Genomic DNA, 25580 nt, shown 5'->3' with positions numbered 1-25580 from the left:
TCGCCGGTGCGCTCTCAGCCCAGGAGCGGCATCAGGAGCAGCTGGTAGACGACGAGGTAGGCGAAAAGGGAGAAGGGGAGGGCGGTCAGGAGGGTCAGCGCGCGTTCCTTGTGGGTGCGGCTCAGGAGGAGCGGCACGAGCACCAGCACGGTGAAGCAGCTCCATGCCTCGGTGGGGTACTGCAGGCCCCAGGCGTAGTGGATGCCTTCCATGCCGAACACCCCGGCCAGAGCGGCAAGACCGACGACGCGGCGGCGCGAACTGCTGCCCCGCCACCAGGCGCCCGCCACGCCGAAGAGGGGGCCCGCGACGCATGCCATGCCGACCCAGACCAGGGGGGCGAACAGCGAGCCCATCCCGTCGCGCCCGAACTCCGCGTAGCCGTAGTAGCCGACGACGAGGCCGGACTCGGCGAGCAGGCCCGCAACGGCGGCCGCGGGCAGGCTGACCTTCCGGGCCAGCAGCGCCCCGGCAGCGAACGCGGCGATGGACCAGACCGCACCGGAGTTGGCGATCTGATTCGCCGCGCCGGGAAGCCAGCCCTGGGCCAGGTTGGTCAGGATGCCGAGGAGGATGCCTCCGGCCAGGGCCGATACCGACGCCAAGGCCCAGGTTCTTCCGCCCGTGCTGGGCGCGGTGGCGGTGGCAGGGGACGCGCTCATGGCGGTGCTCACTTCTCAATCCAGGACTGCACGGCTCACACCTCGTGGTGCAGTTGTTAAAGATGCGCGGCGGCCATGGCCCGTTCCACTTCGCTGTTCTGCAAGGGGCGGGAGGCACGCAACCGTGTACGCCGGTACCTCATTCGGGTCCCCTGCCCGTGAATCCCCTCAGACCGGCGTGGCGGCGGATCTACGCTGCACCGCATGACGACGAGCGAGCCTCTGGAGGTGGGCGCGGTGCAGGCCGCGTGGGATGAGGTCGCTGTCCTGCGCTCGGACAACGGCGAATGCCCTGTGCTGCGGGAGCGTATCGCCATGGCCCGGGATCTCTACGGTGCGCACCAGTTGTTCCAGGGAACGGTGTTCCTCCTCGGTGGTGCCCTGGCGCAGATCAGCGCGGAACGGGACGACTTCACCGACCGGTTCACCGACGTCCTCCTCACCAAACTGAGCCAGTGGGAGGACGACGGTGTGCTCCCGGCCGACCTGCCGATGGTGGCCCAGGCGGTAACCGTCGCGTTCGAGGGCCGTGATCCATTCGCCTGGCGCGAGCAGGCCGGACCGGTCAGTGCCAGCGAGCCCCGCGCGATGACGTGCGCGCTCGCGCTGATCGACGACTTCATCGACGGCCTCGACGGCCCCGGGGTGCGCGAGCGGACCCTGCTGACCGCGCTCAGCCGGAGCCTGGACTGACGAACCCCTGGCGCCGGGCGCGGCGCTGCCCGAGCTGGCGGGCCCGGCCCACCCAGGCGCCAGGCCGGGGCGGAGCCTTTCACCGGGATCCGGCGCCCGCTTTCTCACGTGCGGGCCCGGCACGCTCAACTACCACCCCGCCAGGTGCACTTGGTACCAAACTTCCCCAGGACGCCGGGCTCTCGCGCAGCCGGGGGATCGCCTCGCCCGCCTCACCGCACTCCAAGGCAACCCGACATGAGCATGATCACTATAGGATGCCCGGCAGTCCGTACCGACAGGGGTGTGCGGGTCAGGCCCGGTGCCCAGAGCGCTCTGGGGAAGCAGTACCACCGGGCCGCTCCCGCCCCGCCCCGTCTCCGGCGGCAGCTGCGCCCCAGTGCGTACGGGTGACAACGGCACCTCACCTCGCACAGCCCTTCCGCGGGCCGTAACCGCCGACCAGGCACGGCCGTTTCAGGAACGGGACGGTCCCCAGAGCACCGGCCCCCACACGAGGGCCTCCGGCGCATTGTGCACGCACCGGGGGCCCTCCGGGCGGCCACCATCCGCACGGTGCCCCGCCACCGACCCTGCCCCCGGTTTCCTCACTCACCCGTGCGGCGGATCGACAGGACTTGTCCGGCCCCGCACACTCCTCCACAGACCATGACGGGGCCGCCCAGCGCATGACGGCCCCGGTGCGCGGCAGGACGCACATGGCAGCAGGACCCGTACCCCCGGCCGGCCACCTCACCCGGGGGTACGGGCCCCACACACCCCGCCCGCCCACAGGGGTCGACACGACCCGGCCGCAGCAGGACGCTGCTCAGAAAGCCATGAAGGGGCCAAGCCGGTCCGCCGGCCCCACGCGCGCACACCGCGACGCGCTCATGGCAGCAGGGCCCGTACTCTTCCGGTCCCCCCGAGAGCGCGGGCCCTGCCCCTACCCGCTGCCGTACGTGCCGGGCAGGTCCGCGCCACGGCAGTGTTCAGGCCGCCCGCTCCCGCAGGGCGAACCACTCCTTGACGTTGTCGGCGCGGGCGGATGCCAGCACCTCGCGCAGGAACTCGGGCGAGTCGACCGGGCCGCACACGACCGCCTCGATACCCTCCGCGCGCAGATCACGCCACAGCCCGTGGAGTTCGATCTCGCGCACTACCGCCTCGCACGCGGTGTCCGAGGCAAGGGAGAAGGGGCTCGTCCCGAGGTGCCCGAGCACCTGCTGGCGGTCGTCGTCGCTGAGGAGGACCGGGGTTCCGGTACGGGCGGCCTCCAGCCAGGCCGGGGCCGGGGTGAGACGGCTCAGGTCCCCGCCTGCTTCTGTCCAGGCGGCACGGATGCGGTCCGCGCGTTCCGCCACCGCAGCGTCGGCCACCATCAGGGGGGCGGGGCTGGTGGGGGCAGGGGCCGGTACGTGGGTGCGGCGGAACAGCGAGAACATGCGCTGATCCTGCCAGGGTGCGCACGCTGCGCCCGGCGGGTGTGACCAGGCCCCTCAGGCGGGGTGGTGGCCCGTGAGGGTGACCGATCACACGCACCTGCCGCCGACCCCCGCAAGGGGGTGGGTCGTTGGCCAGTTATGACGACACCATGCACCGCTGCGCGTGTGGCGGACGCCACCGGCCCCGTGCCCGTGCTCGCCGGCCTTCTCGCGAACACCGCCCGCGCCCTCGCCGACACCGTGCCCACCGGCTGGCCCCTCCAGGACGGCGCTCTTGATGCCCTCGACGGCCTGGACGCCGTCCTGGACGCGCTCGCCCGGCTCGATCCGGATGCCCGGCGCATCCTGGGCCCGGCCCGCCTCGCCGCCGCCCGCCTGCGCCACCACCTCGACACCCCACCGCCCGGCCCGCCGTCCCTGCCCGGCCCGCGCACGCCCTGCCCGACCGTTCCCCACGACCACGGAGCGGGCCCGGATCCCAGGGAGGTCACCGGTCCTTGAGGAGGAGGTGGAGCAGCGTCACGGTGCCGATGCCGACCAGGAGGGCGGTACCGACGCGGGGGTGGTTCAGGGACATGTACATGACAGCGGCACCGATGACGAGCATCAACGCTGTCCGGAGATCTAGCTGACCGTCCACAAGCAGAGGCTCCTCACCATGACCGGGTGTTGACCGCGGGGTCCTTGACCTGATCAGCCAACTCCCTTGGCTGGTGCGGCGGAACGGTGGGAGGGGGTGTTGAAGGGTGTTGAATTCGCGGACCGCAGCTGAGGCGGGGCGAGGGCCGGGCACATGGCGGCAGGGCCCGCGCCCTGCCGACCGCCCCCTCGCGGTGGTGTGACTGAGCGGTGCAGTTGGGGCCGTCGGGCCAACTGCACCGCTCAGTCGGGGCCGGTCAGGGGCAGCTGTTCCCCTCGAAGTCGCCCAGGTTGATAAAGCTCACCCGGTCCTCCCAGGCGTCCCAGCTCACATGCTTCCGAGCACCCCAGTAGTAGGTCTCGTAGCTCAGGACGTCGCCGTACGCCTCATTCTCGTGTATTCGGTCAGGCTGGCCGAAGACAGTCAGGAACTCCTCGTACGAGGCCAAGTGCGCGAAGTGGGACAGATACGGGCCGCTGATCGCGAAGCCGACCACCGCTCCGGCGCACACTTTGTAGTTGATCTTGTCGGCGCCGTAGAGGAATCCGTCCGACCGGACAACGTCTTCGACGACCTCGTCCAGCGTCAGACTCCGTCCGTCAGCTGCGTAGTACTCGTTTGCGATATCGGTCCCACCGCGATACCGGGCGATGACGGAGGACAGGCCGCCCACAATGCGTTGCCGCGGAACGGTGACAGCCGGCGCCCCCAGGGCGATGCCGTTCACCTCGGCACTGGCGAGGTCGAGGTTCGGCCGGGACAGGAGGTCCAAATTCTCGAGGATCTCGATCACCGTGGGAGTCTAAGACGGTGTCCTATGTGGTGAGGTTGGGTAGGGCTTCCAACATGGGGCAGGGAACGTGGAGTTGGATTGTTCCGGACGGGCTGTGGGAGATAGTGAGGCCTCTCATCCCGCCGTCGAAGGTGCGGCCGCAGGGCGGCGGGACGCAGGACACACCTGATGAGACGTTGTTCGCGGCGATCGTCTATGTGCTGGTCAGCGGGTGTTCGTGGCGGGCTCTGCCGCCGTGTTTCGGGGTGTCGAAGTCGACGGTGCACCGCCGGTTCATGATCTGGTCGAGAGCCGGTGTCTGGGGCCGCCTCCACGAAGCGGTGGTGCACCGCCTCGACGACGCCGGCCTCGTCGACGTCTCCCGTGTCGTGCTGGACTCCGCGCACGTGCGGGCTAAAAAGGGGGCAAGCACACAGGCCCGAGCCCCGTGGACCGGGGCAAGCCGGGTTCCAAGATGCACGTCCTGTCGGACGCGAACGGACTGCCCCTGGTCGTCGGCCTCTCCGCCGCGAACGTCCACGACAGCCTCGCCCTGAAGCCCATGATCGCCGGCCTCCAAACGAGACACGACCCCCACCGCGGCCGCTACTTCAAACCCGCCCGCTTGCACGCGGACAAGGCATACGACGTACCCCACCTGCGGAAATGGTTATGGGGCAAACACATCGGCGTCCGCATCGCCCGCAAGGGCATCGAGACCAGCGAACGACTGGGACGCCGCAGGTGGGTGATCGAACGCACCATGTCCTGGCTGACCGGCTACCGCCGACTCAGCCCACGCTACGAACGCCAACCCGCCAACTACCTCGCCTTTCTTGGCCTCGCCGCTGCCCTGTGCTGCCACAAACGACTCGTCCGACTCACCACATAGGACACCGTCTTACTACGACAAATGCCGGGCCAGAGGAAAGACGCACACCCAGGCCCTCCTCCGCCTCGCCCGGCACCGCATCAGCGTGCTCTTCGCAATGCTCCGCGACGGCACCTTCTACGAACACCGACCCCCACGCCTCGCTTGACGAAAGACATACTTGACGAAAGACATAGAGGCACCCCCCCGAAGACTCTCGTCGAGAAAACGGTGGAGCGGCGGCCGGCTCAGGATTCCTCGGCGTCCCCAGCCGTCTCACCTGAGATGCTCGCGGAGATGCGGCGGCGCATCGTGGCAAGGTCCTCGCGAGTGGCGCTGCGGGCCATGGAGCGACGCGGACCGACCAGCCTGGTGGATGATGACCCATCAGCGCACCAACAAAGGGGGCAAGGCGATGAGAAATTTCGACGGCGCGATGCAGTTCCTCAAGGCCCGGCTTCGCGAGGACGAGAAGGCTGCTCGCGCAGTGAAGCCCGGAAAGAGCCAGGACCTGAAAACGTTGCAGGCCCGCGTCCTCGCCGACGTCGAGGCCAAGCGCCAGCTCGTGGCGTGGGTGGAGGGCAACTTTGGGACGGCATTGAAGGCGGAAGCGGACGCCAGGAGCCTACCCACCTTGAAGAAGGGGGCCGTGCACTTGATCGCTGCTGTTCCCGAGCTCCTCCGTAGTCCGGTGATCGAGAGACTCGTTTGGGCATACGCCGACCACCCCGATTACGACCCGGAGTGGGGGTTGATCGAGTACGTGCACGAGAACGAGCCCGGTGGGGACAAGCTCAGCACCCGCTGACTATGGGCTGTTCCGTAACTCAGGACGGAGGTCAGTAGGTCACCGCAGACAGATCGGCTTGTCCGGTTCCGCCCCGACTCGTGGCCTCAACTGAAGCCGGGTCAAGCGTGTCGAAACGGACATTGACATGCGGTATCTGGAGGTACGGGACAGCCCTTAGGGCTTCACGCCGGGGAGTGGGCAAAGTTGCCCGGTCCCCGACCACTGTTCGGTAAGATCCTCGCTTATGCAGCCCCTTCGCCATAAGCTGAGGAAGATTCGGCGCCCCAGAAGAAGAGCAATGAGGCGGGATGCCGGAAGGCATACTCCACGAATGCCCAGCTTTCCCCTTGCGCTAACCCTTTCCTTTGCAACGGCGGCGGCGGCGGCTTGGGCCATTTTCGTCGGACTTGCCGAACTGACGGGAGCACACATTGGCTTTTGGCCCCAGAAAAGCGCATCTCTGCCAAAAGATAGACTCTTCGATCTAACGAGAAGCACTGTGACGGCGGCAGGACTCTTGGCTGGAGTCTTTGCGATTGTCTACGCGTATCGGAAACAAAAGATAGAAGAGGCCACAAGCCACAGGGAAGATTCCGAGAGCCTAGGGTCTCGCTACCAAGCCGCCGCCGAGCAACTTGGACACGAAAGCGCAGCAGTCAGGCTCGCCGGAATATATGCTCTCTCAAAATTGGCCGATGATGACAGTAGTCAGCGTCAGACCATTTGCCGCCTACTATGCGCCTATATACGCATGCCCTACAATCCGAGGGAAGCGCGACCCGGTGAACGGGAAGTGCGATTCACTGCCATCAAAGTAATCGCAGAGCACTTGCAAGATCCGGAAGAGGAGACGGCATGGTGCGGGTTTGACTTGGACTTCAGCGGCGCAACATTCGATGGCGGATCGTTTTCCGGATCTCACTTTACATCAGGAGAGGTCAATTTTTCGGGTTGCCATTTCATCGGTGGAACCGTTTCCTTCGATCATGCTCGTTTCAGTGGCGCAACCGTGAACTTTGGGAGTGGTGAAGATCCGCCTGCTATTTTTAATGGAGCGCAGGTCCTGTTTACTGGCGCCCACTTCGAGAGCGGCATCATATCTTTTATTTTTGCCGAATTCAGAGCAGGCGAAGTCAGCTTTGGCGCAGCGTTCTTCGGCGGCAGTCGGGTGACGTTCGGGAGCTGCATCATTGATGATGAAGGGCAGCTTAACTTCGGAGGTCCAGTTTGGCTTGGAGCAAAATTTGCAGGAGGTGACGTTTGGTTCTCGGCAGCCGAGTTGCGAGGGGGATTTCTGAGCTTCATAGGTGCAGACTTTTCCGGATCGTCCGTCGGTTTTGACGTAAGCCTGACCGGAACGTCTGTCCTGTTCAACGACGCATACTTTGTTTCTGGGGCTGTCTCGCTCACGGAGGCCGAGATAAAGGGTGGTCGACTCTCCTTTGAAGACACACACACGCCAGAGAATGTCGTGACTCCCTGGCCCCCGCCAGCCCCGCCGTCCCTGCGGCTCACCCAGCGAATGCGATGGCGGTGGCCGCGTGGCTCGGTGTGAAGCTGAGCATTATCTGAAGCCCCTGTTGTCCGACGTCTCGGACTATCCACAGGCCTAGGAGGTTGGGGGCACCAGTACGCCACCTGCCTGACACTGCACAGGGCTGCCCCCGGATGTTGCAGCTCTCTTTCCTCTTGTCTCCTGCTCATAAGGGCTGAATTCGCAGTACCTAGCTGGCCGAGGGTGAGACAGGCAGTCTCATGCGCCGCCCCGTCATCCGAGCATGCAGTCGTCAGCAGGCGAGACCGCAGACGAAGAAGCCGGATTCAGATTTCGATAGCCTAGGAAAAGGGTCAAGCGCGATCATGGATGTGACGACAGAGTCAAAGCCAAAGTGCTCTAACGGTTGCAGCCGGCCCGCTAAGGCCCGCGGCTTGTGCAGCGGGTGTTATGAGAAAGACCGCTCTGAGCGCATGCCTTTCTGCGCCATCAAGGGATGCGCTAACCGTGCTAGAGCGAAGGGCCTCTGCAGCCTACACTTGCAGAGAAAAGCGAAGGGCGTCTCGATGTCTGCGCCCCTACAGGTGAAGAGCCGCATAATCCCTATGCGTGAGCGCTACAACGAGCGCGGCGAGCGGATATGCAGCAAGTGCCTTCGTTGGCTCCCTCCGACCGAGTTTCACAAGCGAGCGAAGCAGACGCCAGGAGATGATGGCCTCCGGTCCATGTGTAACCGCTGCGTCATCTGCTGGCGATATGGCATCACCTACCAACAGTTTGCGGAACTATTGGAGACACAGGGTGGAGCCTGCGCGATATGCCGGAAGGAAATCTGCGCTAGTGGCAGAGAGCTATCTATCGACCACGACCACTCGTGCTGCCCCCAGGGCGGGCGTTCGTGTGGCAAATGTGTACGCGGCATCCTGTGCCAGCCCTGCAACGGGATGCTGGGCTATGCCCAGGATGACCCCGTGATACTAAAGGCGGGGATTAATTACCTTCTTAGCCACCGACCGCAGCGTTGATGACGTTGGGAGCCGCTCCAGTCTCAATGTCAGGACGGTTCTCTTCTTGCGCTTCCAACCTCGCGCAATGACCCCTGGCCGACGTAGGAGCCGTGGGAATTGCCCCGCTTTTCCGTCTATCCGATTGTTGCGCGGATCTGCATAAAAGGGTGGGCCAGTGAGGTTCACAGTGTCTCACCTGCCCGGCCCGAGTGCCGGGTTGCAGCATCCGGGGGCCACTCACGTCGTCGCTTCCAGTCTGATCCTTAATCAGACTGGAAGTAAGCGCTGTGTTGTTCGGGGACGTTGGTGACACGCGTGCTGGGTTCTCGAATGGGTGAGGGCCTCCGGGTTCGGTGTGGATTGCGACATCTGCACCGATCCGAGGAGGCCCTCGTGCCCCACCGTAATGCCCCGCTGACCGAGACCGGGCGTCTTCGCCTGGCCCGCTGTGTCGTCGACGACGGCTGGCCGCTGCGCCGGGCAGCGGAACGTTTCCAGGTCAGCCACACCGCCGCCGCCCGCTACCGGCAGCTCGGCGTCGCCGGAATGAGTGACCGCTCCAGCCGGCCCCACCACCAGCCCCGACGAACGCCGGCCGAGATCGGGACGGAAGTCCTCCGCCTGCGGCGCGAACACCGCATCGGCCCGCTGCGGCTGGCTGTCCGGTGCCACATCGCGGCCTCGACCGCCCACCGCATCCTTACCCGACACGGCCAGCCACCCCTGGCCGTCCTGGACCGGGCCACCGGCGAACCTGTCCGGCGCTACGAACGCGCCCGACCCGGCGAACTGGTCCACATAGACGTCAAGAAGCTGGGCCGGATCCCCGACGGCGGCGGCCATAAAGTCCTCGGCCGGGCAGCTGGCAGCCCGCACAAGGACCGCCGCAACGGCGCCGGATACGCCTACCTGCATACCGCCCTCGACAACCACAGCCGGATCGCCTACACCGAGACCTGCCCGACGAGGCCGCCCCGACCTGCGCCGGCTTCCTCATCCGAGCCACGGCCTGGTTCGCGTCCCTGGGCACCCGTATCGAGCGGGCCCTGACCGACAACGCCTGGGCTTATAGCAAGAACACCTGGCGCGACGCCTGCCGCGACCTGGGCATCAGCCCCCGCTGGACCAGGCCCTCGCGGCCGCAGACCAACGGCAAGGTCGAACGCTTCCACCGCACCCTGCTGGAGGAGTGGGCCTACCACAGGTGTCGGCGTACTCGTCTCGAGCGGTCAATGGGGAGGCCGCGATGGCGATGGGATCAGCATCAGGGCGGGTGATTCCGCCGTTGACGGTGCGGGTGGCGCGGGCGAGCAACCCGCGGGGCACAGCGGCGATGTGGGTGCGTGACCGGCTGGATGAGCTGTTCGCGGACGAGGACTTTGCCGACTGGTACCCGGCCGACGGGCGACGGGGTCTGTCGCCGGCCTGCCTGGCGATGGTCTCGGTGCTGCAGTACGCGGAGAACCTGAGCGACCGGCAGGCCGCCGAGGCGGTTCGGTGCAGGCTCGATTGGAAATATTGTCTGGGTCTCGAGCTGGACGATCCCGGGTTCGACCATTCGGTACTCAGCGAGTTCCGTGACCGGATGGCCCAGGGCGACCGGGCGGACCGGCTACTTGCCGTGATGGTCGACCACCTGGTGGCGGCGGGCCTGGTCAAGCGGCACGGACGGATGCGTACGGATTCCACCCATGTGCTGGCTGCGGTGCGGAAGTTGAACCGGGTGGAGCTGGTCACCGAGACGCTGCGGGCCGCGCTCGAAGAGCTCGCCGCGGCGGACGAGGGCTGGCTGGCGCCCCTGGTCACCGTGGGGTGGGCGGCACGTTATGGGCGCCCGGTCCGCTATGACCGGCTGCCCCGGGCGAAGGAGGAACTGGCCGCGTATGTGCTGCAGGTCGGCGAGGACGGCATGCGGCTGCTCCGCTCGGTCTACCAGGACGACGCCCCGCTCCGGCTGCGCACATTGCCTCAGGTCCAAGTGCTGCGGCAGGTGTGGGTCCAGCAGTACTTCTGCGACGCGGACGGGCAGTTGAGCTGGCGTGGCCCCAAAGACAGCCACGACCGCCTCAGCCGCCGTAGTGCTCCGCACCGTTCCGACGGCCCGGGCGAGGGCAGCCCAGGCATCGGTTCGGCGCGGGTGCCCTGGTCCAGCATGGAGATCGTCACCCCGCATGATGCCGAGGCACGCTTCGCCCACCGCCCCGGCAAGGCAGCCTGGATCGGCTACAAAGATCATCAGACGGAGACCTGCGACGCCGAGGGGCCGAACGTCATCGTCCACGTGGCCACCCAGACGGCCCCTGAGCAGGACGTTTCCATGGTGGAGCCGATCCACCGCGCACTCGCCCAGCACCGACTGCTGCCTTCAGAGCACCTGGTCGACTCCGGATATGTCACCCCGTCGACGATCCTGAGGGCCGCCACTGCCTACAGCGTCACCCTGCTTGGCCCGGTCCGGTTGATCTCTCCCCGCCAGCGCCGTCCCGGCTTCGACAAGCAGGACTTCCACATCGACTGGGAGCATCGCACCGCGACCTGCCCGCGGGGCGTGACCAGTCCGCCCTGGAAGGCGACCCGGCTGGACGGCCAGCCCGGCCACTCGGTGCTCTTCCCCCGCGCCGCCTGCCGGGCCTGCAGCGACCGACTCTCCTGCACAGGCAACATCGACGGCAAGGGCCGCCACCTGATCTTGATGCCCCGCGCACTGCAGGAAATCCAGAACCAGGCCCGCGCCGAACAGGAAACCCCTGCCTGGCGGGCCCGTTACGCGATGCGAGCAGGCTGCGAGGCCACCGTCTCCGAAACCGTCCACGCCCACGGCCTGCGCCACTGCCGCTACCGCGGACTGGCGAAGGTCCATGTCCAGCACGTTCTCACCGCCGCCGGCACCAACATCGTCCGCCTCAGCGAATGCTTCCCGCCGGGCACCGCACCACCTACGCCCGCACGACCGCTCACCCTGTTCCAACGCCTCTGCCAGAACACCACACACTCGCCCGGCAGCTGAGTCAGCCAAGATCACCAACAGCATCCGCTTGCCAGAGCCACATAGGCGAGTACGCCGACATCCGGCCGATCGCGGCCTTCGACATCCCCTGTGACCACAGTTCGTGAGCGGCGGCATGCTGTTCACGCAGCCGAGTCACGATCTTCAGCTCCTGCTGCGGCTGGACCACTGCGGGCTCGGCCTCCGGCGCGTCGGGTGTTCCGGCGGGCACGGTCGACTGCTCGGCCAGGCGCGAGCGGTGGGCGTTCACGGTCTTCTCGACCGCCTGGCCCAGATTGGCCCACAGGTGATAGCGATCTGCGACCTGCTCGGCCTGCGGTGCCCCGCTCCGGGCGCCCTCCCCGTAGCCGCTGGAGCGGTCCCGGCAGATCACCTTCACCTCGGGGTGATCACGGAGCCAGGCGGCCAGATCCTCGCCCTCGCGTCCGTCGTAGAGGTGCAACGGACGGTGGGTGGCCATGTCGATCAGCACGGTGCCGTAGTGGCGTCCCTTGCGGAAGGCGAAGTCGTCGACGCCGAGGATCTCGACCTTGCCGATGTCCGGCTCAGGCAGGGCCCTGACCAGTTGCAGCAGGGTGTCCTTGCCCACGGGGAGGCCGCCCGTGGCGGCCAGGCGTGCGCCGGCCCGGCCGGCCAGGGCCAGTCCGATCTGCGTCAACAGCCCTGCATCAGCGGGGTGTAGCGGCTGTGCGGGCCGGTTAACCCCGCGACCTGTTCAGCGAATGTCACCGCCGCGCAGGCGGGGTTCTCGCAGCGGAAACGGCGCACACATAACTCGATCACAACGCCGAGACCGCCCACGGCGGCATCACGCAGCTTGCGTACATACCGGCCGTGCACCCGGGCCGAGCTCTGCCCGCACCGGCAGGAACCGGTTGCCGCCCGTACCCGCGTCCGCAACACCACCTCATCCGCCCGCCGATCGACCTCCTCGACCAGCAGCGCGGACAGGTGCGGGAACAACTCCAAGACCACATCACGAGAGCACGCGATGCATGATCGCGAACAGTCAGCACCAGCCGCTCAACCGTCCGGATCACAAGATCGTCGACAGAACCCGAATCTTCACGTTGATGGCGTCCACGAAGACCACCGGATAGACGCGATCGAGTGGGCGGGCCTGCCATTCAGCCATGCCCTCCATCACCGCATCGGTGATCGTGGAGATGGTCTGCTTGGACACCTCCGCCCCGTACACCTCGGCGAGATGCGCCGATATCTCCCCGTGCGTGAGGCCCTTCGCGGACAGCGACAGCACCATCTCGTCGACCCCGGTCAACCGGCGCTGCCGCTTCTTTACGAGCTGCGGCTCGAACGTGCCGGCGGTGTCGCGGGGCACCTTCACCTCGACCGGCCCGACATCGCACCTCTTCGACCGAGTGCCGTTCCGTGAGTTGCCGCTGTTCCGTCCTGCCGCGTCGTGCTTGTCATAGCCGACGTGATCGGTGATCTCGCCCTCCAGGGCAGACTCCAGAACCCGCTTGGTCAGCTGCTGCAGCAGCCCGCCCTCGCCGGTCAACTGCAGCCCGTCCGTCCGGGCGCGGTCGACCAGCATCGCGATCAACTGCTCGTCCGACACGGCCTCCGCGACCGGCTCGACGACCGGCTCCTGCCCGGCCTCGTGCTCGGTGATGGTCTCGCTCACTTCAGGCGTCTCCTTGATCATCGGATCCGCCGTCTATTGGACACTCCCCGTCCACTCCGTGCTCAAGCCCGCCCTGGAGCACGCCGTGCGCGAGGAGGAGATCCCGCGCAACGTCGCCCGCAACGTCCGCACCGGCACCCCACGACCCCGACGCTTCGAACCGCTCACCGCCGACGAAGCCCGCCAGTGCAACGCCATCGACACCCTCAGCACCGCACTCGGCAGCCCGGAGACCACCAAGATGACCAACGGTAACGGCGGCGAACCGCCTCCCTGCCCCGCCCTCGTCCGCTGACGTTGCCGTCAACTACTGCCGTCACCCCACGCAGAAGCCCCGCCAGGACATACCTGACGGGGCTTCAAATTTGCGACTGCTACCAATATGGTTTGCGTCGCTCCGGGCAACGAGGCTGCACCTCGCCCTCCAGCCGACCCGGCACCCCCCCGGCGCCAGTTGCAGCAGCGCCAGTGGGTGTCAAGGATCAGTCCGACAGAACCTCTCAGGGCAGACGCAACCGATCCACCTTCAGCACCGACTTCATCTGCTCTGCGAGAGCAAGGTTCACAGCCCCAGCTCGACGCATAAACCGAGTCGCGGGAAACTCGTCAGCGGGAAACTCCCCGAGGAACTCCACATCGCTCTTGGTTTCGCCTAGGGATGCTTCCCCGGCCTCGTCACCCTTCAGGAAGTACTCACCTTCGGCGCTCTGGCGTTCCGCCAGAAATTCGGCGATCTCCGAACGGATTTCGGCGATCGAGAGCGCCGAGTTCACTGCGGCCTCTGGATCTTCCTCAAGGAAGCTTGACATTGCGGATACCGATACGGAGATTGCATCCGCTGCGAAGCCGGCTGCCTCTCCCCCGACGTCCTCCAGGCGAGTGATCCAGTGCTCTGCCTCGTCTCGGACCCGCATGAGGTCCGACGCCGAGACCAGCCGGATACCGCGAAGGTCTAGCCACACCGCATCCAGTCCGTTGTTAATCTGGTAGAAGGAGTCCCCTTCTCCTGAATCGTGAAGGAACGCCATGGATACCGATCGCACCTTGGTCGCACAGAGCGCTGTGACGGCCAGACGTTGGCGTGGGGTCAGCCGTGCGCACTCCATACGGACGACTTCGATGTCTTCGAGAAATCCCATCTCAATTCACCTCACGGAGTCCAAATCGCCTGTGTGTCGCTGACCAGCGTCGCACCCTTGCTCTGCAGGAAACCTTGGCACGCTGGGCAGAACGGTCTATTCACTGCCAAGCCTGTGGGCGTTAGGTCAAGATGAACTGCTGTCTCCCAGAGCTTGACCTCTGTGTGCGGGAATTTGCCCAATGCGTCCACGCCAGTGCGCGATATCCCGAGCTCGTGAGGGAGGAGCTGTGCACGTTGAATCAGAGAGATATTCTTCCGTGCTCCAACGGCCACAACGTCGAGAGACTCCGGTCCACCGCCTACCGCGTGCATGACTCCAGTGGTCGCCCTGTCGTTCGCCTTCCCCGCCGGGATGAGCGCGTGCAGGGTGTCGGCTCGGTCCTGCAGGTTGTCAAGATCGAGAGCGCCGCCGCCGCAGTTGTGAACGAGGACCGGCGTGGCCCCCGCCAGCACATAGTACGCGTGGATGTCCTGGATAGTCAGGTCGTGGGTGCGTTGCCGCTTGGTGTAGTGGCTCGTCGCGGTGATCTGGACGTGCGTGCCCGCGCTGGTGCGCAGCCACTGGCCGACTTCGAGGTCTCCGGCCTTGACCCATTTGCGGAGTTCGGGGACCCAGAAGGGGTGGGTGTCCGTGGCGACGATGCTGGAGAGTTCTTCACCGGTGGAGATGGTGATGTCGGTGAAGTTCTTGTCGTCTTCCGTGGTGATGGTGGAGACGACCTTTTTGGTGACGGTCTTTCCTGATGTGGTGTCCGTCGTGATGACGGTGTCGCCGGTCTCGACGTCTTCGATGGCCTTGTGCGTGCCATCTCCGAGGAGCACTCCGGTTCCGGGGAGGAAGCTGTGGCACTTGGTGAAGATTTTCGAGATGCCCTTGGCGATTCCCAGTCCGACGACGGCTCCTGCCGCTCCCCAGACCGCTCCTTCGGCCATGTCGGTGAGTTGTCCGCCGACGCTGTGGTCCGCTGTGTCGGAGAGTGCGTTTCCTACCGCTGCCCCGGCTGCTCCGGCGAGTGCGCCGCAGCCTGCGACCGCGGCGAATCCGGCTCCGCCTGTTGCGGCTCCTGCGGCTGCCGCGCCCGCCACGCACACCGCACCGACGGCTACTTCGGTGGCCACCTGCGCGATGTTTCCCCAGTTGTCGGAGACGGTGTCGACCACTGCGGAGGCCGCGCTCTTGACCTTGTTCCAGCCGCAGGACAACCAGTTGCCGCAGGCGTCACTGGAGCTTGACGTATGGCCGCTGCTTGAGGTGTGGCTGGTGGGATTGCTCTTCCCGCCGCCTCCGCCGTTCTTGCCGTTGTAGTGGTTGCCGTGTTGGACCGGGTACTTGCTGCCTCCGTTCTCGACGTTGTTGTTCGTCTTGCCGCTGCCCGGGTTGACCGGCATGCATCCGTTGCCGGGGTCGTCGCAGAGGCCGGTGGGGTCGGACGAGGTGGCGGGGTGCTGGTTGGCGTAGTTGTAGCCGTTGAGGGACTGTGCGCTGTCGGTGGTCAGCAGGGGGTCGACGCTGATGAACTGGCCGATGGCGGGGTCGTATTCGCGGGCTCCGATGTGGGTGAGCCCCGTGGCGGCGTCGGCAGGTTTCCCGAGGAAGGCCTTGTCGTCGGGCCAGGTCTTTGAGGCTTCTCCGCGTGGTGCTCCGAAGAGGCCGGTGTAGCGCTTGCTGGTGACGGCGAGGGTGGCGCTGTCGATGGCGAGGCTGGAGGTCCCGTGGTGGTCGCCGGTGAGGAAGCTGAGCTTGGTTCCGGTCACTCCGGTGGTGGCGGTGCGCAGGGCGATGGTCTGGCCTGCGGCCGTGTAGTAGCGGGTGCCGGTGACGACCTTGGACGTGCCCTTGGTGGTCAGGCGGAGTTCGGACGCGCCGAGGTAGAGGACCGTGTCTCCGTCGCCGGTGGTGGCGCGGCGGATGAGGAGTTCGCCGGAGGCGTCGTAGAGGTAGCTGGTGCCCAGGGCGGGTTTGGTGCCGGCAGCCGGTTCGGTGGTGGAGACGAGGTCGCCTTCGGTGTTCCAGGCGAGGGTCTGCTGTGCCTGGGTGCCGGGGCGGCTGGTGGTGTTGCCGGTCTTGTCGTAGCCGTAGGTGCTGGTCTTGGTTTCGGTTTCAGTCTTGACCAGGGGGTGGGGCTGTCCGTCGGGCGTCGTGTAGGTGTACTTGGTGGTGGTGTTGCCGGTGGTGGTGTGGGTGGTTTCGGTCTGGCGCTGGCCGGAACCGGTATAGGTGTAGCTGGACCAGTATGGAGCTGCGCCTCCGAGGTTGGCGGTGGTGCGGCCGGTGGCGGAGCAGTCGGCGGTCTTGGGGGTCCAGGCTTCGGTGGTACGGCGGTGGCCGTCGTAGGTGAAGCACTGGTTGTCGGTCTTGCCCGTGCCGCCGAGGTCGGCCTTGTCGAAGATCGAGGTGACGTTGCCCGCTTCGTCCTGGGTGAAGTTCAGGTCCTGCAACGCGTAGGAGTGGACGTTGTCGGTGACCGAGGACTTGGTGAGGCGGCGGGTGCCGGGCTCGTAGTCGTGGGTGATGCCCAGTTGCTTGGCGGAGGATACCGAGTCGATGCCCAGGCGGAGCTGCTTGAGGTCACCGAGCGGGGTGTAGAAGGCGTTCTGCAGGTAGCCGGTGGATCCGGTGGAGCTCAGCTGCTGTCCGAAGGCGTCGTACTTGTAGGAGACCGTCTCGGACGGGAGTCCGCCGACGGCCGGTGCGGTGGCCTGCCGGACGGTGCCGTCCACGTTGTAGACGGTGCTGGATGCCAGGGGCGAGGTGACCTGCCCGCCCGAGACCAGGGGCTCGGAGGCGGGGAGCGTCAGCTTGTTGCCGGTGGGCTGGTAGATGGGGCTGAAGGAGGTGACTTCCTGGGTGTACGCCTTGCCGGTGGTCCCGGCGCCGTCCACGTAGCGGGTGCTGGTGTCCTGCTGGCCCTTGGCGAGCTTGTCGAAGCCCCAGGACGCCAGCTTGGTCGCGTCGGTCTTGGCGGTGCCGTCCCAGAGGCCGGTCTTGCGTCCGAGCTGGTCGTACTCCGTGGTCAGTGTCTTGCCGCGGGCGTCGGTGGAGGTGACTGCCTGGTCGAGTTCGTTGTAGGTGGTGGTGCCCTTGCCCTTGTCCGGGTCGGTGGTGCTGGTCGGGTGCCCGAACAGGTCGTAGCCGTACGACCACTTGGCCCCGTCGGGACCGGTCATGGTGGCCTGCTGTCCGGCCGGGGTGTAGGTGAAGCGCGTAGTGGTGAAGTCGCTGCCGGTCGGCTGCGGCCCGCCGTACTCGCGCCGCTCCGTGGTCTGTCCGAGCGCGTCGGACACGACAGTCGTGGCCTGCCCGCCCGCAGCGGTGGTGGCGCTCACCGTGTCGCCGGTGTAGCGGGTCTCGCTGGTCCACCGGGCCTTGCCGAAGTGCGAGGTGACGGACTTGACCGCGCGCCCGGCACCGTCGTAAGTGGTGTCTGTCTGGGCCGGGGCGGCACCACCCTCGGTGGCGAGGAGGGTCCCCGACGGTGCGGTCTTCTCGGCCCAAATGTCTCCCTGTGTTGAGGTGGCGAGGCCGCGGGAGTCGTACAGGGTCAGCCCGATGACGGTGCCGCCCGCTGCGGTGGGCCGTTGGGTCTGGCGCGGGCGCAGGAGCGAGTCGTAGATCTCGTAGCTGGTGTTGTAGCCGCTGCCGTCGTTCGTGAGGGTGCTGGTGGACACCCACGGCAGTGACGTCGACTTGATGCTGTAGGCGTAGGTGTAGTTGGGAGTGGCGCCGATGGACCGGGGCCGGTTGGGCAGCCACACTTTGGTGACACGGCCCAGCGCGTCGTACTGGGACTCAGTGATCTTCCCGTTGGGGTCGGTGACCTTCTGGGTCGCACCGGTGGCGAAGTCGGCGAGGGTCGTGACGGTGTGGCCCTTGACGTTGGTCGCCGTGGAGGAGGTCAGCGGGCCCGCCGCGGCGGGGGTGTACGCGGTGGTGGAGACCGTCACGTCGTTGGTGTTCTTGACGGTCAGCGGCCGGCCGAGTGTGTCGTGGGTCGTGGTCGCGGTCTTCTGCCAGAGGGGCTGGTTGTCGGCCCCGTAGGCCTTGGCGCGCCCGGTCCACTGGGCGTCGCCCTTTACCGGCTTCTGGGAAGCGGACCAGGTGGTGGTGTCGTAGGCGGTGGCATTGTCGGAGATGACGTCGCCCGGGCGGTTGGCGTCTGCCGGAAGGTCGAGATCCGCGTCCGAGGTGGCGCAGGCGTCGGCGGCCTTCGTCGTGTTCGCGGTGACACGGGTGCGGGAGACCAGGCTGTTGATGCCCACGGCGTCGTTGCGGGCGTACCAGGTGCGGGTGCACTTCTCGTCGCCGACGACGGTGTTGTCGCCCTTGTCGAGCACGGTGACGGGCATGCCGTAGTCGTCGAACGTCGTCACGGTGGAACGCACGCGGTCGCGGGGGCTGATACCGCTGGTGATGTTGGTGCGGTTGTGGGTGGCGGCGGTGCGGACGTAGTACGCCTCGGTGTCGGCGTAGGACTTGTGCTGGGTGGCGGTCTTCTTCGACCACGGATCGCTGATCGAACCGCTGACCTCGTCCGCGCCGTTGTAGGTGACCGTCTCGCGGGGGAAGCCCGCGTACTGCTCGGAGTCGGTGATCGCGCTGGCTTTGATGCCGGTGACCTGGACGCTCTTGCGCTTGGTGGGGTCAACCGTGGTCCCGTCGGCGGCCAGGACGCGGTCGCCGTTCATGCCCCGCAGGTAGACGCTGACGGTCTTGGACTGGGTCTTGCCCGGGACGCCGGTGAGGTGGGTGACCCTTTCGAAGCCGCGCCAGCTGGACCAGGTGCGGTCCTTCTCCTTGGTGAACGGGTCGTCGTTGTAGGCCCAGGCGCCGCCGCCCGCGTACTGGTAGATGTGCTGGACGGCCTCGGAGCCGCCTCTGGGGTCGGTGGTGGAGACCGCTTCGACGGGGAACTTCTGGAACCAGTCCAGGACGGTGTCGTCGCCGCCGTTGGGAGCCCGCTTGACCGGGTAGCAGCGGCGGGTGTTCTCGTCCAGCTTCGGCTTGGCCTGCCCGGCCACGCAGTCGGCGGGCAGGTAGGTGACGATGGTCTGGGCGCCGGCCTCGGACGTGATGGTCTTCAGGCGGGGCTTGTGGAACGGCAGGATGTCGTCGCTGCCGCTGTCGACCCGGTTGGCCAGGTATTCGTGGCCGAACGTGACGGGGTCGAGGGAGAGCGGAGTGCCGTTCTTGCCGGTGTGCTTGATCTCGTTCAGCCACAGCGACTGATCGGACGAGTCACCGGTGTCGCCCGGGTCGAGATAGGTCTGCTTCAGGGTCCACTCGTCGACCGGCACGAAGGCGGCGGGAGCGGCGGCGGCGTTCCAGGCCGAAGTGGTGATGCCGGTCATGCGCTTGCGGGTGAAGAAGCTGGGGCCGGTGTTGCCCGTGCACTTGTCGCCGTCCTTGCAGACCGCGTCGAAGGGGACGTCGGGCCAGTTGTCCCGGGTGTCCTTGGTGAGTGCATCACAGCCGGTTCCGGTGGCGACACAGCGCTCGGCATAGTCGAAGGTGACTTTGCCGGAGGCGGCCGGGCTGGCGGAGAAGAGGGCTCCGGCGCGTTGGCCGTAGCGGATTTCCTTCAGGTAGCCGCCGCGGATGTAGCTGGTGCCGGTGGTGTCGTCGCCGAGCTTGTCGTAGTTGTTGGTCTCGGTCTCGTACCAGTAGGTCATGGCGTTGTTGTGGGTGTCGACGACGTAGTCGAGGTTCCACCGCCAGGCCTGCTTCTTCTCCCGGGTGGCGAAGGTGGCGCCGTCCGCGTAGCCGGGCTCACCCGCGTCGTCGCCGAACACCGGGACGGTCCACACTGACTTGGTGCGCTCCTCTGCGCCCGCGCCGTCGAGCTTGTTGAGACCGAAGACGTACTTCGTGCCCTCACCGGTGACGACGGTCCAGTGTTCGCCGTTGTCGTCGCCGTTGTCCGCGCCCGTGGTGAGGGTGACGGTGGAGGCGTCGTCGCTCTTGAGCCGCCACTTGCCGGTGGTGTCGTCCTTGACGAGTTCGGTGGCCTTGCCGTTGAGGACGAGGGAGGCGTTGTCGTACTTCCAGCACAGGTCGCCCTTGTCCTTCTGCCCGTCGTCGTCGCAGGAGCCGTACTTGCGCTCGACGTAGGAGGAGGTGAGGCCGAATCCTTCACCGATGGTGGTGCTCTGGTTGTTCGTGGACGAGGTCTGGCCGTCCACGCTGCCGGAGTCGTACCCGATGGACAGCTGCGGCATGGGGCCGGCGGCGGCGGGGGGCACCTTCAGCGGGTAGGACCAGCTGAAGGTGCCTCCAGAACCGCCCGCCTCCCAGGAGGAGGACGCGCCGAGCGGGGTCGCCTTGTAGTCGCCGCTGCCCGACTGCGTGCCAGCGGCGAGGGCCAGCAGCATCGTCTGGCCGGTGGCGGCACGCGCACCGGCTTCGGGCTGCTGGAAGGACAGAGGTGTGGTGATGCGGTTGCGCTTGCGCAGGTTCTCGGACTTCAGCGGCTTGCCGGTACGGCAGCCCGCCTTGGCCGGGTGGGTGAGGGCGCAGTCGGGCAGCCGGGAGACCCGGAGGCGGCCCGCCCAGTCACCGCCGTAGGCGGAGGCGAACTTCGCGTAGTTGATACCGAGTTCGGCATCACCCCCGGCGGCGGGGCCGGTCACGCGCAGCGCGACGCCCTTGATGCCGAGCTGCTCCGTGGCCTGCTGGTCCAAGACCTGGACGGTGACGGAAGCCGCAGACGGCGTCTTCCTGCCCTTGACCGTGTCGGGCTGGGCCAGCGTCACGGGAAGCGCGCCCGGGGCAGCGGTCGCCGTGCGGTCCCCGGTGAGTTTGAGGGTGCTGGTGCCCGCTGTCGGCCAGACGGGCTTCTGGGCGCGGTTGTTGTCCGCGCGTGCCGCTGCGGCACGGTCGGCGTTCTCGGCCTTCGCTACGGTTTGGGCGGCTGCCTTGTTGGCCTGGGTGGTGAACGGCGAGACCTTGTCGGCCCGGTACGTGCCGACGTCCGGGATACCGAGCGGATCAGAGTCGGCGGCGAAGGCCACCGGTGTCAGGAGTCCGGGCAGCAGGGCGAAACCGGTCAGCGCCGCGACACGACGGCCGCCCACTGGCTTCAGAACTCTGCCCCATCTGCCGCGTCGCGCGGCAGGTAGGAAACTCTTCATGGTTCAAATGTCCTTATGACGTGGCCGCACAAAGGCAGCAGGGATCCAGGGCCCCGCGTCACGTGACACCGGGCCCGAAGAAGAGGAAAGGGACGGCCCACAGAGGTGGGCCGTGGAGGCGAGGTGGCAGCGCCGCACGAACGCTGTCACCCCACCCCGCTGGAATCAGCTTTCGCCAGGGGTACCGAGCACCTTGGTGCGGACCTGCTCTGCGGTCATCGCACCGGCCCAGATCCGGACATTGTCCAGCGCGCCGGGAAGGAAGCGCCCGATCTTCCCGCTGTCCGACTCCCCGCCCACGCTGAGCACGCCCGTTCCCTGAGAAAGAGCCGTGAACGCGGGAGCGCCGGGTTGTTCTACATCGCCGATGTACAGGTGGGTGTTGCCGCTCCCAGGCTCGTTCTGCCCGTCGTAGACGCCAGTGACCTGGCTCCAGGTGTCGAGGACAGCCGGCCATTCGTCCTTCGCAGACGTGGTCTCGACGATCTCACCCGCGGCGTTCACGGCCGTGCGGCTGAAGCTCCACACGTAGGCGCCGTCACCTTCGGCACTCATTTTCTCCACCCACAGGCTCCAGGAGGATTCCTGGTTGCCGGGGTTTGCCTGGCTGAACACTGCCGCCCGGTAGCCGACCGGCTTGGCCCCGAGCTTCGCCTTGTCGAGCCGGACCGTGGCCGTGACGGTAAAGGCTCCGGTCTCATCGACGGCCGGACCGGTGGTGGACAGGTAGCCGGAGGTTCCGTCGAGGTCGACCTCGTTGTCCTCCGGGTTCGCGGTCGCACCGCTCGGGGAGAGGGCCATTCCGTCCACCGGGTAGGAGGTCCACTCCGGGACCACGTTGTTCGTGGTACCGGCCGCGTCCCAGTACCCCACGAGCGCGGCCTGGGGCACGGAGTTCTCCAGCATCCGGCTCTCGTCCAGGACTTCCGCCGGGCTCAGCGCGCGCTGCCAGACCCGCATTTCGTCGATACGGCCCAGGAAGTACTCCTGGTAGGCGCCCAGGGCCCTGGAGCGTCCGATCTGCAGATCTCCGGCCGCCACCCAGGGGGTGTAGGCCGCCGAGCCTGCCGTGAGATTGACCGGAGCGCCCTGCGGGCGGCCGTTGACGAACAGCTGGATGGTGTCGTCTCCCGCGGCAGTGGTGTTGTGGTTGTCAAAGACACCGGTCAGGTGCGTCCACACATGCTTCACCGGCGGCGCGGCGGACACGGACCGCAGGTAGACGGGGTTGCTCTGCGCATCCGTGGCGGTGCGGTTGAACACCCATCTCTTGTAGTCCTTCGAGTAGTACAGGGTGAAGGCCGAACCGTAGGTTCCCGGGGCCGCTGCCACCGCGTGGTTGACCGTGTCGTCTTCCAGCAGCACCCACGCGGAGAGGGTGAAGGAGTCCTTGGAGTTCACCGGGGCGCCGGCGCTGGAGGCGTAGCCGAGGCGCTTGGCGGGGTCGTCGAGGTCGTCGTTGAGGCGCAGCGAGTAGTCCCTGCGCACGACTTCCGTGTCGTTGACGGTCTGGATGTCCACGCCGCGCCGCCCGAGCGCCGACCAGGTGGCAGCCGTGCCGGCGACCGGCTGGCGCAAGGTCACATCGTGGCGCGTTCCGTCCGTGGCGGTGTCCTTGGCTGTGATACCGGTTGCGCCCGGCGCACTGTCGTCGAAGCGCCACTGACCCACCGGTCCCTGCGGCGACTGGACCTTGAAGGTGTATTCGGCAGGGGCACCCCAGCGCACCCGCCCGGCCGCCAGGTCGCTGGCTTCGACCGACAGCACGTAGGTGCCCGAGAGGCTGGGGGTAACGTTCTTCACCGTCACCAAGGAGCCCGCCACGGTCGTCGCACCCGCCTGATCAGAAGTCATGAGCCGCCACCGGTAGCTCTTGATGTCCTTGTCCGCGGCGTTCGGCTGGAACGTGAACGTACCCGGAACACCCGGGCCGCCCTTGCCCTCGCACAGGGTCGCGGTGCACTGCGTGTACGGGCCGCCGGAGGTGATGACCGGTGCCTTGGGCGCGCCCGCATCGTAGGTGAAGTAGCACCAAGGGGTGTAGGCGGACCACAGTTCGGTGTTCTTGCCCGCGTAGTTGAGGTGCGACTCGGTGCGTGCCTTGTACCGGTAGAGGCCCCCGTCGGCCAGGGCGGCGGTGGGTGCCTTCTCCAGGGTGCCGTCGGCGTGCCAGCCGGGTTTGGGCCGGTAGTCGGACCAGAACTTCGACCAGGCGCCGGTGGGCTGCCCGTTGCTGCTGCGTTCGATCTCGAACTCGGCCTGCAGTTCGCCCTTGGCCTCGTTCGCGGTGGGCTGCACGGCTGTCTCCACCGCGGCCTGCACGATCGGGGAGGGGATGGTCACCGTCGTCGGCGCGGTGGCGGTCCGGCTGCAGTACTGCTGGGCCCCGTTGTTGGGGATGATGCCCACTTTAGACGGCACGCCGGGCTTGGGCACGTAGACGACCTGCAGCTGGGCGTTGTCGTCGAACCGCTTCCAGGCATCCGGGTCGCCCTCGTCGCCGGCGCTCAGCCGCAGGGTCAGCCGGGAGAACTTGCCGTTGGCCAGGTCCCGCACCGAGGCAGTCAGGTTCTCGTCCGGCTCTGCCGGGTTGTCGTGGAACTCCACCCAGGAGTCGGGCTGCGACGGGCTGCACAGGTCACCACGCCCGGCGGAAATCCACCGGTCGGCCATCAGGTCGCGGTAGGCCGGGCCGGGCCAGCGGGTGCCCTCGGAGATGTTGTCGGTCCGGGTCAGGTTCACCAGACGTGCGGTACAGTCCCACGACCACGTCTCGTACGCCCGGAACGTCGCGTCGACGACCTGCTTGCCCGCCAGCTTGGTCGGCGCGAACTCAAAGAACATCCGGTTCACGTGGTAACGGTCGCAGTAGTACGGACCCGACTGGCTGCAGTTGCCGACCCCGTAGTCCCCGTTGAAGTTCCAGAACCGGTCGCCGTCGGACGACAGCACGGTCCGCTCGCTCAGGTCCAGTCCGACCGGCGGGTCGATGTAGACCGGGTAGACCGTCTTCTGCCCGCGCAGCAGATTCAGATCCGGCTTGACCGTGACACTGCCCTGGCCGACCTGGACTGGAAGATCTGCCTTGACATCGCCCGCGTCCGGGTGAGTGCCTTCCTCCTGCGGGCTGCCTCCCTCGGTTGCGGCGCGTTGCGGCGCGGCCTTCTTGAATGCCGGCCCTGTGGGATCCGGTTCCGCCGGTGTTCCGGCGGAGTCCCACATCAGGCCGGACGGACCGGAGAAGACCGCGTTGCCGTCCGCGTCGATGGCCCGGATCCCCCGGTCCGCCCCCGGCACAATCTGCAGACCGTCCCCCGACGAGGTGAGCCTGATCTGCTCCAGCGCCGGATTGGCCGCCGCCTGGGCCGACTTCACCACCAGGACCTGACGGAAGCCCTCCGCCTCGGCCGTCAGCTGCAGATCGACCCCTGGGAGCACCTCGGGGTACGTCGCCTGTGCCCCGCTCAACTTCGGCTCCGGCAAAGAGCCCGGCCAGCCCAGGCTCATCGAGCCCTTGAGGTGCCCCAGCCGGATCAGACCCTTGCCGTCACCGCCGCCGGAGAAGCCGAGGTCGGCCACCGCGGACTTCGGGCCCACCGATCCGTCCGGCCGGCGCACCAGGGTGGTGTCGATCGCATGCCACGCACCGTCCTTGCCCCTTGCCCGCTGCGGCGTCGTGTTCTGGGTGAGTGTGAAGGTGCCGTCCGGGTTGGCGGTGGTCGACGTGTACTCCGTCCGCTCGGACTCCACCTCCACCGGTTCACCCGTAGCTGCCGCCCTGGCAAGCGCGGTGTCCGGATGGCCGTCGGCCGTGCCGGCCGCCTCCGTCTGTGTCGCCCGATGATCCGCCGCTCCAGCCGTCGCAGCCGGAGCCCCCACCGACATCAACGCCGCGAGCACGGCCACACCCGTTCTTCGGCGCACACGACGCCGCCACTGAGCCCTCACACCCACCCCACCGTATACATGAGCCTTACAAAGGCTGCCCAATATGTAGTGGGCATGTAAAGGCGTCAAGCGGCAACCACCCATCCCCGCCAGGTGTTTGCTACCAGGAACCGGTACGCACGGATCGGCATCCCGCCATCGAGCAGAGCACCCTCCCCCACCTTCCACTGATCGGCAAAAGAGCTACCGCAACAGAGTCGGATGCGCTGTCTCAAAATCGACTGACAGTATGCCCAAGTTCACTCTCACCTTGAATTGCTCAAGCAAATACTTGATCGATCGATCATGCGTCTGGCATTTGCGCCACGGATACACGAGAGCACTGAACACACCTTCTCTCCACATTCGGAGGACCTT

Annotated in this window: 16 protein-coding genes and 4 pseudogenes; 10 read left to right on the top strand and 10 right to left on the bottom strand. The window is 66.9% G+C overall.

Annotated features, from left to right (window positions below):
- Positions 1-14: 14 nt before the first annotated feature.
- Positions 15-662, bottom strand: coding sequence for a DUF6518 family protein (locus ACFYVL_RS43010; protein WP_389255329.1), 648 nt, complete (start codon positions 660-662; stop codon positions 15-17).
- A 204-nt stretch (positions 663-866) separates the two neighbouring features.
- Here ACFYVL_RS43010 and ACFYVL_RS43005 point away from each other — a divergent pair, with 204 nt between their 5' ends.
- Positions 867-1355: a hypothetical protein gene (locus ACFYVL_RS43005; RefSeq protein ID WP_389255327.1), complete on the top strand. Its 489-nt coding sequence runs from the start codon at positions 867-869 to the stop codon at positions 1353-1355.
- Between the two features lie 971 nt (positions 1356-2326).
- Here the strand turns inward: ACFYVL_RS43005 and ACFYVL_RS43000 are convergent.
- Positions 2327-2779, bottom strand: coding sequence for a hypothetical protein (locus tag ACFYVL_RS43000; protein ID WP_389255325.1), 453 nt, complete (start codon positions 2777-2779; stop codon positions 2327-2329).
- A gap of 165 nt (positions 2780-2944) precedes the next feature.
- Here ACFYVL_RS43000 and ACFYVL_RS42995 point away from each other — a divergent pair, with 165 nt between their 5' ends.
- Entirely contained in the window at positions 2945-3280 is a 336-nt protein-coding gene (locus ACFYVL_RS42995) for a hypothetical protein (protein WP_389255323.1), read from the top strand.
- Here ACFYVL_RS42995 and ACFYVL_RS42990 read toward each other — a convergent pair.
- Both ACFYVL_RS42990 and ACFYVL_RS42985 read right to left on the bottom strand, forming a co-directional pair.
- A complete protein-coding gene (locus tag ACFYVL_RS42990; RefSeq protein ID WP_389255321.1) occupies positions 3267-3419 on the bottom strand; it encodes a hypothetical protein in 153 nt (50 codons plus the stop codon). The two genes, ACFYVL_RS42995 and ACFYVL_RS42990, sit on opposite strands and share 14 nt — an antisense overlap.
- Positions 3420-3675: 256 nt before the next feature.
- Entirely contained in the window at positions 3676-4212 is a 537-nt protein-coding gene (locus tag ACFYVL_RS42985) for a hypothetical protein (protein WP_389255319.1), read from the bottom strand.
- 53 nt (positions 4213-4265) lie between these two features.
- Here ACFYVL_RS42985 and ACFYVL_RS42980 point away from each other — a divergent pair.
- The 7 genes and pseudogenes from ACFYVL_RS42980 to ACFYVL_RS42950 all read left to right on the top strand — a co-directional run bounded on the left by ACFYVL_RS42980 (position 4266) and on the right by ACFYVL_RS42950 (position 11361).
- A protein-coding gene (locus ACFYVL_RS42980) for an IS5 family transposase (protein ID WP_389255317.1) occupies positions 4266-5083 on the top strand; the annotation gives its coding sequence in 2 pieces (ribosomal slippage) (positions 4266-4608 and positions 4608-5083; 819 coding nt in all).
- 10 nt (positions 5084-5093) lie between these two features.
- Positions 5094-5231 (top strand): annotated as a pseudogene (locus tag ACFYVL_RS42975) (IS110 family transposase); the annotation flags it as partial.
- A gap of 246 nt (positions 5232-5477) precedes the next feature.
- The gene (locus ACFYVL_RS42970; RefSeq protein ID WP_389255315.1) at positions 5478-5870 is read left to right on the top strand and encodes a DUF6221 family protein; all 393 of its coding nucleotides are present in this window, start codon (positions 5478-5480) and stop codon (positions 5868-5870) included.
- A gap of 313 nt (positions 5871-6183) precedes the next feature.
- Positions 6184-7407, top strand: coding sequence for a pentapeptide repeat-containing protein (locus ACFYVL_RS42965; RefSeq protein ID WP_389255313.1), 1224 nt, complete (start codon positions 6184-6186; stop codon positions 7405-7407).
- Between the two features lie 200 nt (positions 7408-7607).
- Positions 7608-8372: an endonuclease VII domain-containing protein gene (locus ACFYVL_RS42960; RefSeq protein WP_389255311.1), complete on the top strand. Its 765-nt coding sequence runs from the start codon at positions 7608-7610 to the stop codon at positions 8370-8372.
- A 375-nt stretch (positions 8373-8747) separates the two neighbouring features.
- Positions 8748-9604, top strand: a pseudogene (locus ACFYVL_RS42955) (IS481 family transposase); the annotation flags it as partial.
- Between the two features lie 23 nt (positions 9605-9627).
- Positions 9628-11361: an IS1182 family transposase gene (locus tag ACFYVL_RS42950; RefSeq protein WP_389255309.1), complete on the top strand. Its 1734-nt coding sequence runs from the start codon at positions 9628-9630 to the stop codon at positions 11359-11361.
- Position 11362: 1 nt separating this feature from the next.
- Here the strand turns inward: ACFYVL_RS42950 and ACFYVL_RS42945 are convergent, their stop codons facing one another.
- The 3 genes and pseudogenes from ACFYVL_RS42945 to ACFYVL_RS42935 form a co-directional block, all read right to left on the bottom strand.
- Positions 11363-12019 (bottom strand): transposase, encoded by a 657-nt coding sequence (locus tag ACFYVL_RS42945; protein WP_389255307.1) that lies wholly within the window; start codon positions 12017-12019, stop codon positions 11363-11365.
- Positions 12016-12330, bottom strand: a complete 315-nt coding sequence (locus ACFYVL_RS42940; protein WP_389255305.1) for a transposase family protein — start codon at positions 12328-12330, stop codon at positions 12016-12018. The genes ACFYVL_RS42945 and ACFYVL_RS42940 overlap by 4 nt, the downstream gene beginning before the upstream one ends.
- An 88-nt stretch (positions 12331-12418) precedes the next feature.
- Positions 12419-12916 (bottom strand): annotated as a pseudogene (locus tag ACFYVL_RS42935) (transposase); the annotation flags it as partial.
- A gap of 139 nt (positions 12917-13055) precedes the next feature.
- Between ACFYVL_RS42935 and ACFYVL_RS42930 the strand changes: the two are divergent.
- Positions 13056-13193 (top strand): annotated as a pseudogene (locus ACFYVL_RS42930) (site-specific integrase); the annotation flags it as partial.
- 313 nt (positions 13194-13506) lie between these two features.
- Here the strand turns inward: ACFYVL_RS42930 and ACFYVL_RS42925 are convergent.
- The 3 genes from ACFYVL_RS42925 to ACFYVL_RS42915 form a co-directional block, all read right to left on the bottom strand.
- On the bottom strand, positions 13507-14145 hold the full coding sequence (locus tag ACFYVL_RS42925; protein WP_389255303.1) for a hypothetical protein: 639 nt from the start codon (positions 14143-14145) through the stop codon (positions 13507-13509).
- An 11-nt stretch (positions 14146-14156) separates the two neighbouring features.
- Positions 14157-21275 carry a polymorphic toxin-type HINT domain-containing protein gene (locus tag ACFYVL_RS42920; RefSeq protein WP_389255301.1) on the bottom strand — a complete coding sequence of 2373 codons (7119 nt, stop codon included), beginning with the start codon at positions 21273-21275 and terminating at the stop codon, positions 14157-14159.
- Between the two features lie 165 nt (positions 21276-21440).
- Positions 21441-25031: a LamG-like jellyroll fold domain-containing protein gene (locus tag ACFYVL_RS42915; protein WP_389255299.1), complete on the bottom strand. Its 3591-nt coding sequence runs from the start codon at positions 25029-25031 to the stop codon at positions 21441-21443.
- Positions 25032-25580: the final 549 nt, after the last annotated feature.

It is taken from the genome of Streptomyces sp. NPDC004111, assembly GCF_042874215.1.
Lineage (GTDB): Bacteria > Actinomycetota > Actinomycetes > Streptomycetales > Streptomycetaceae > Streptomyces.
This window is presented reverse-complemented; position numbering and strand designations above follow the sequence as displayed.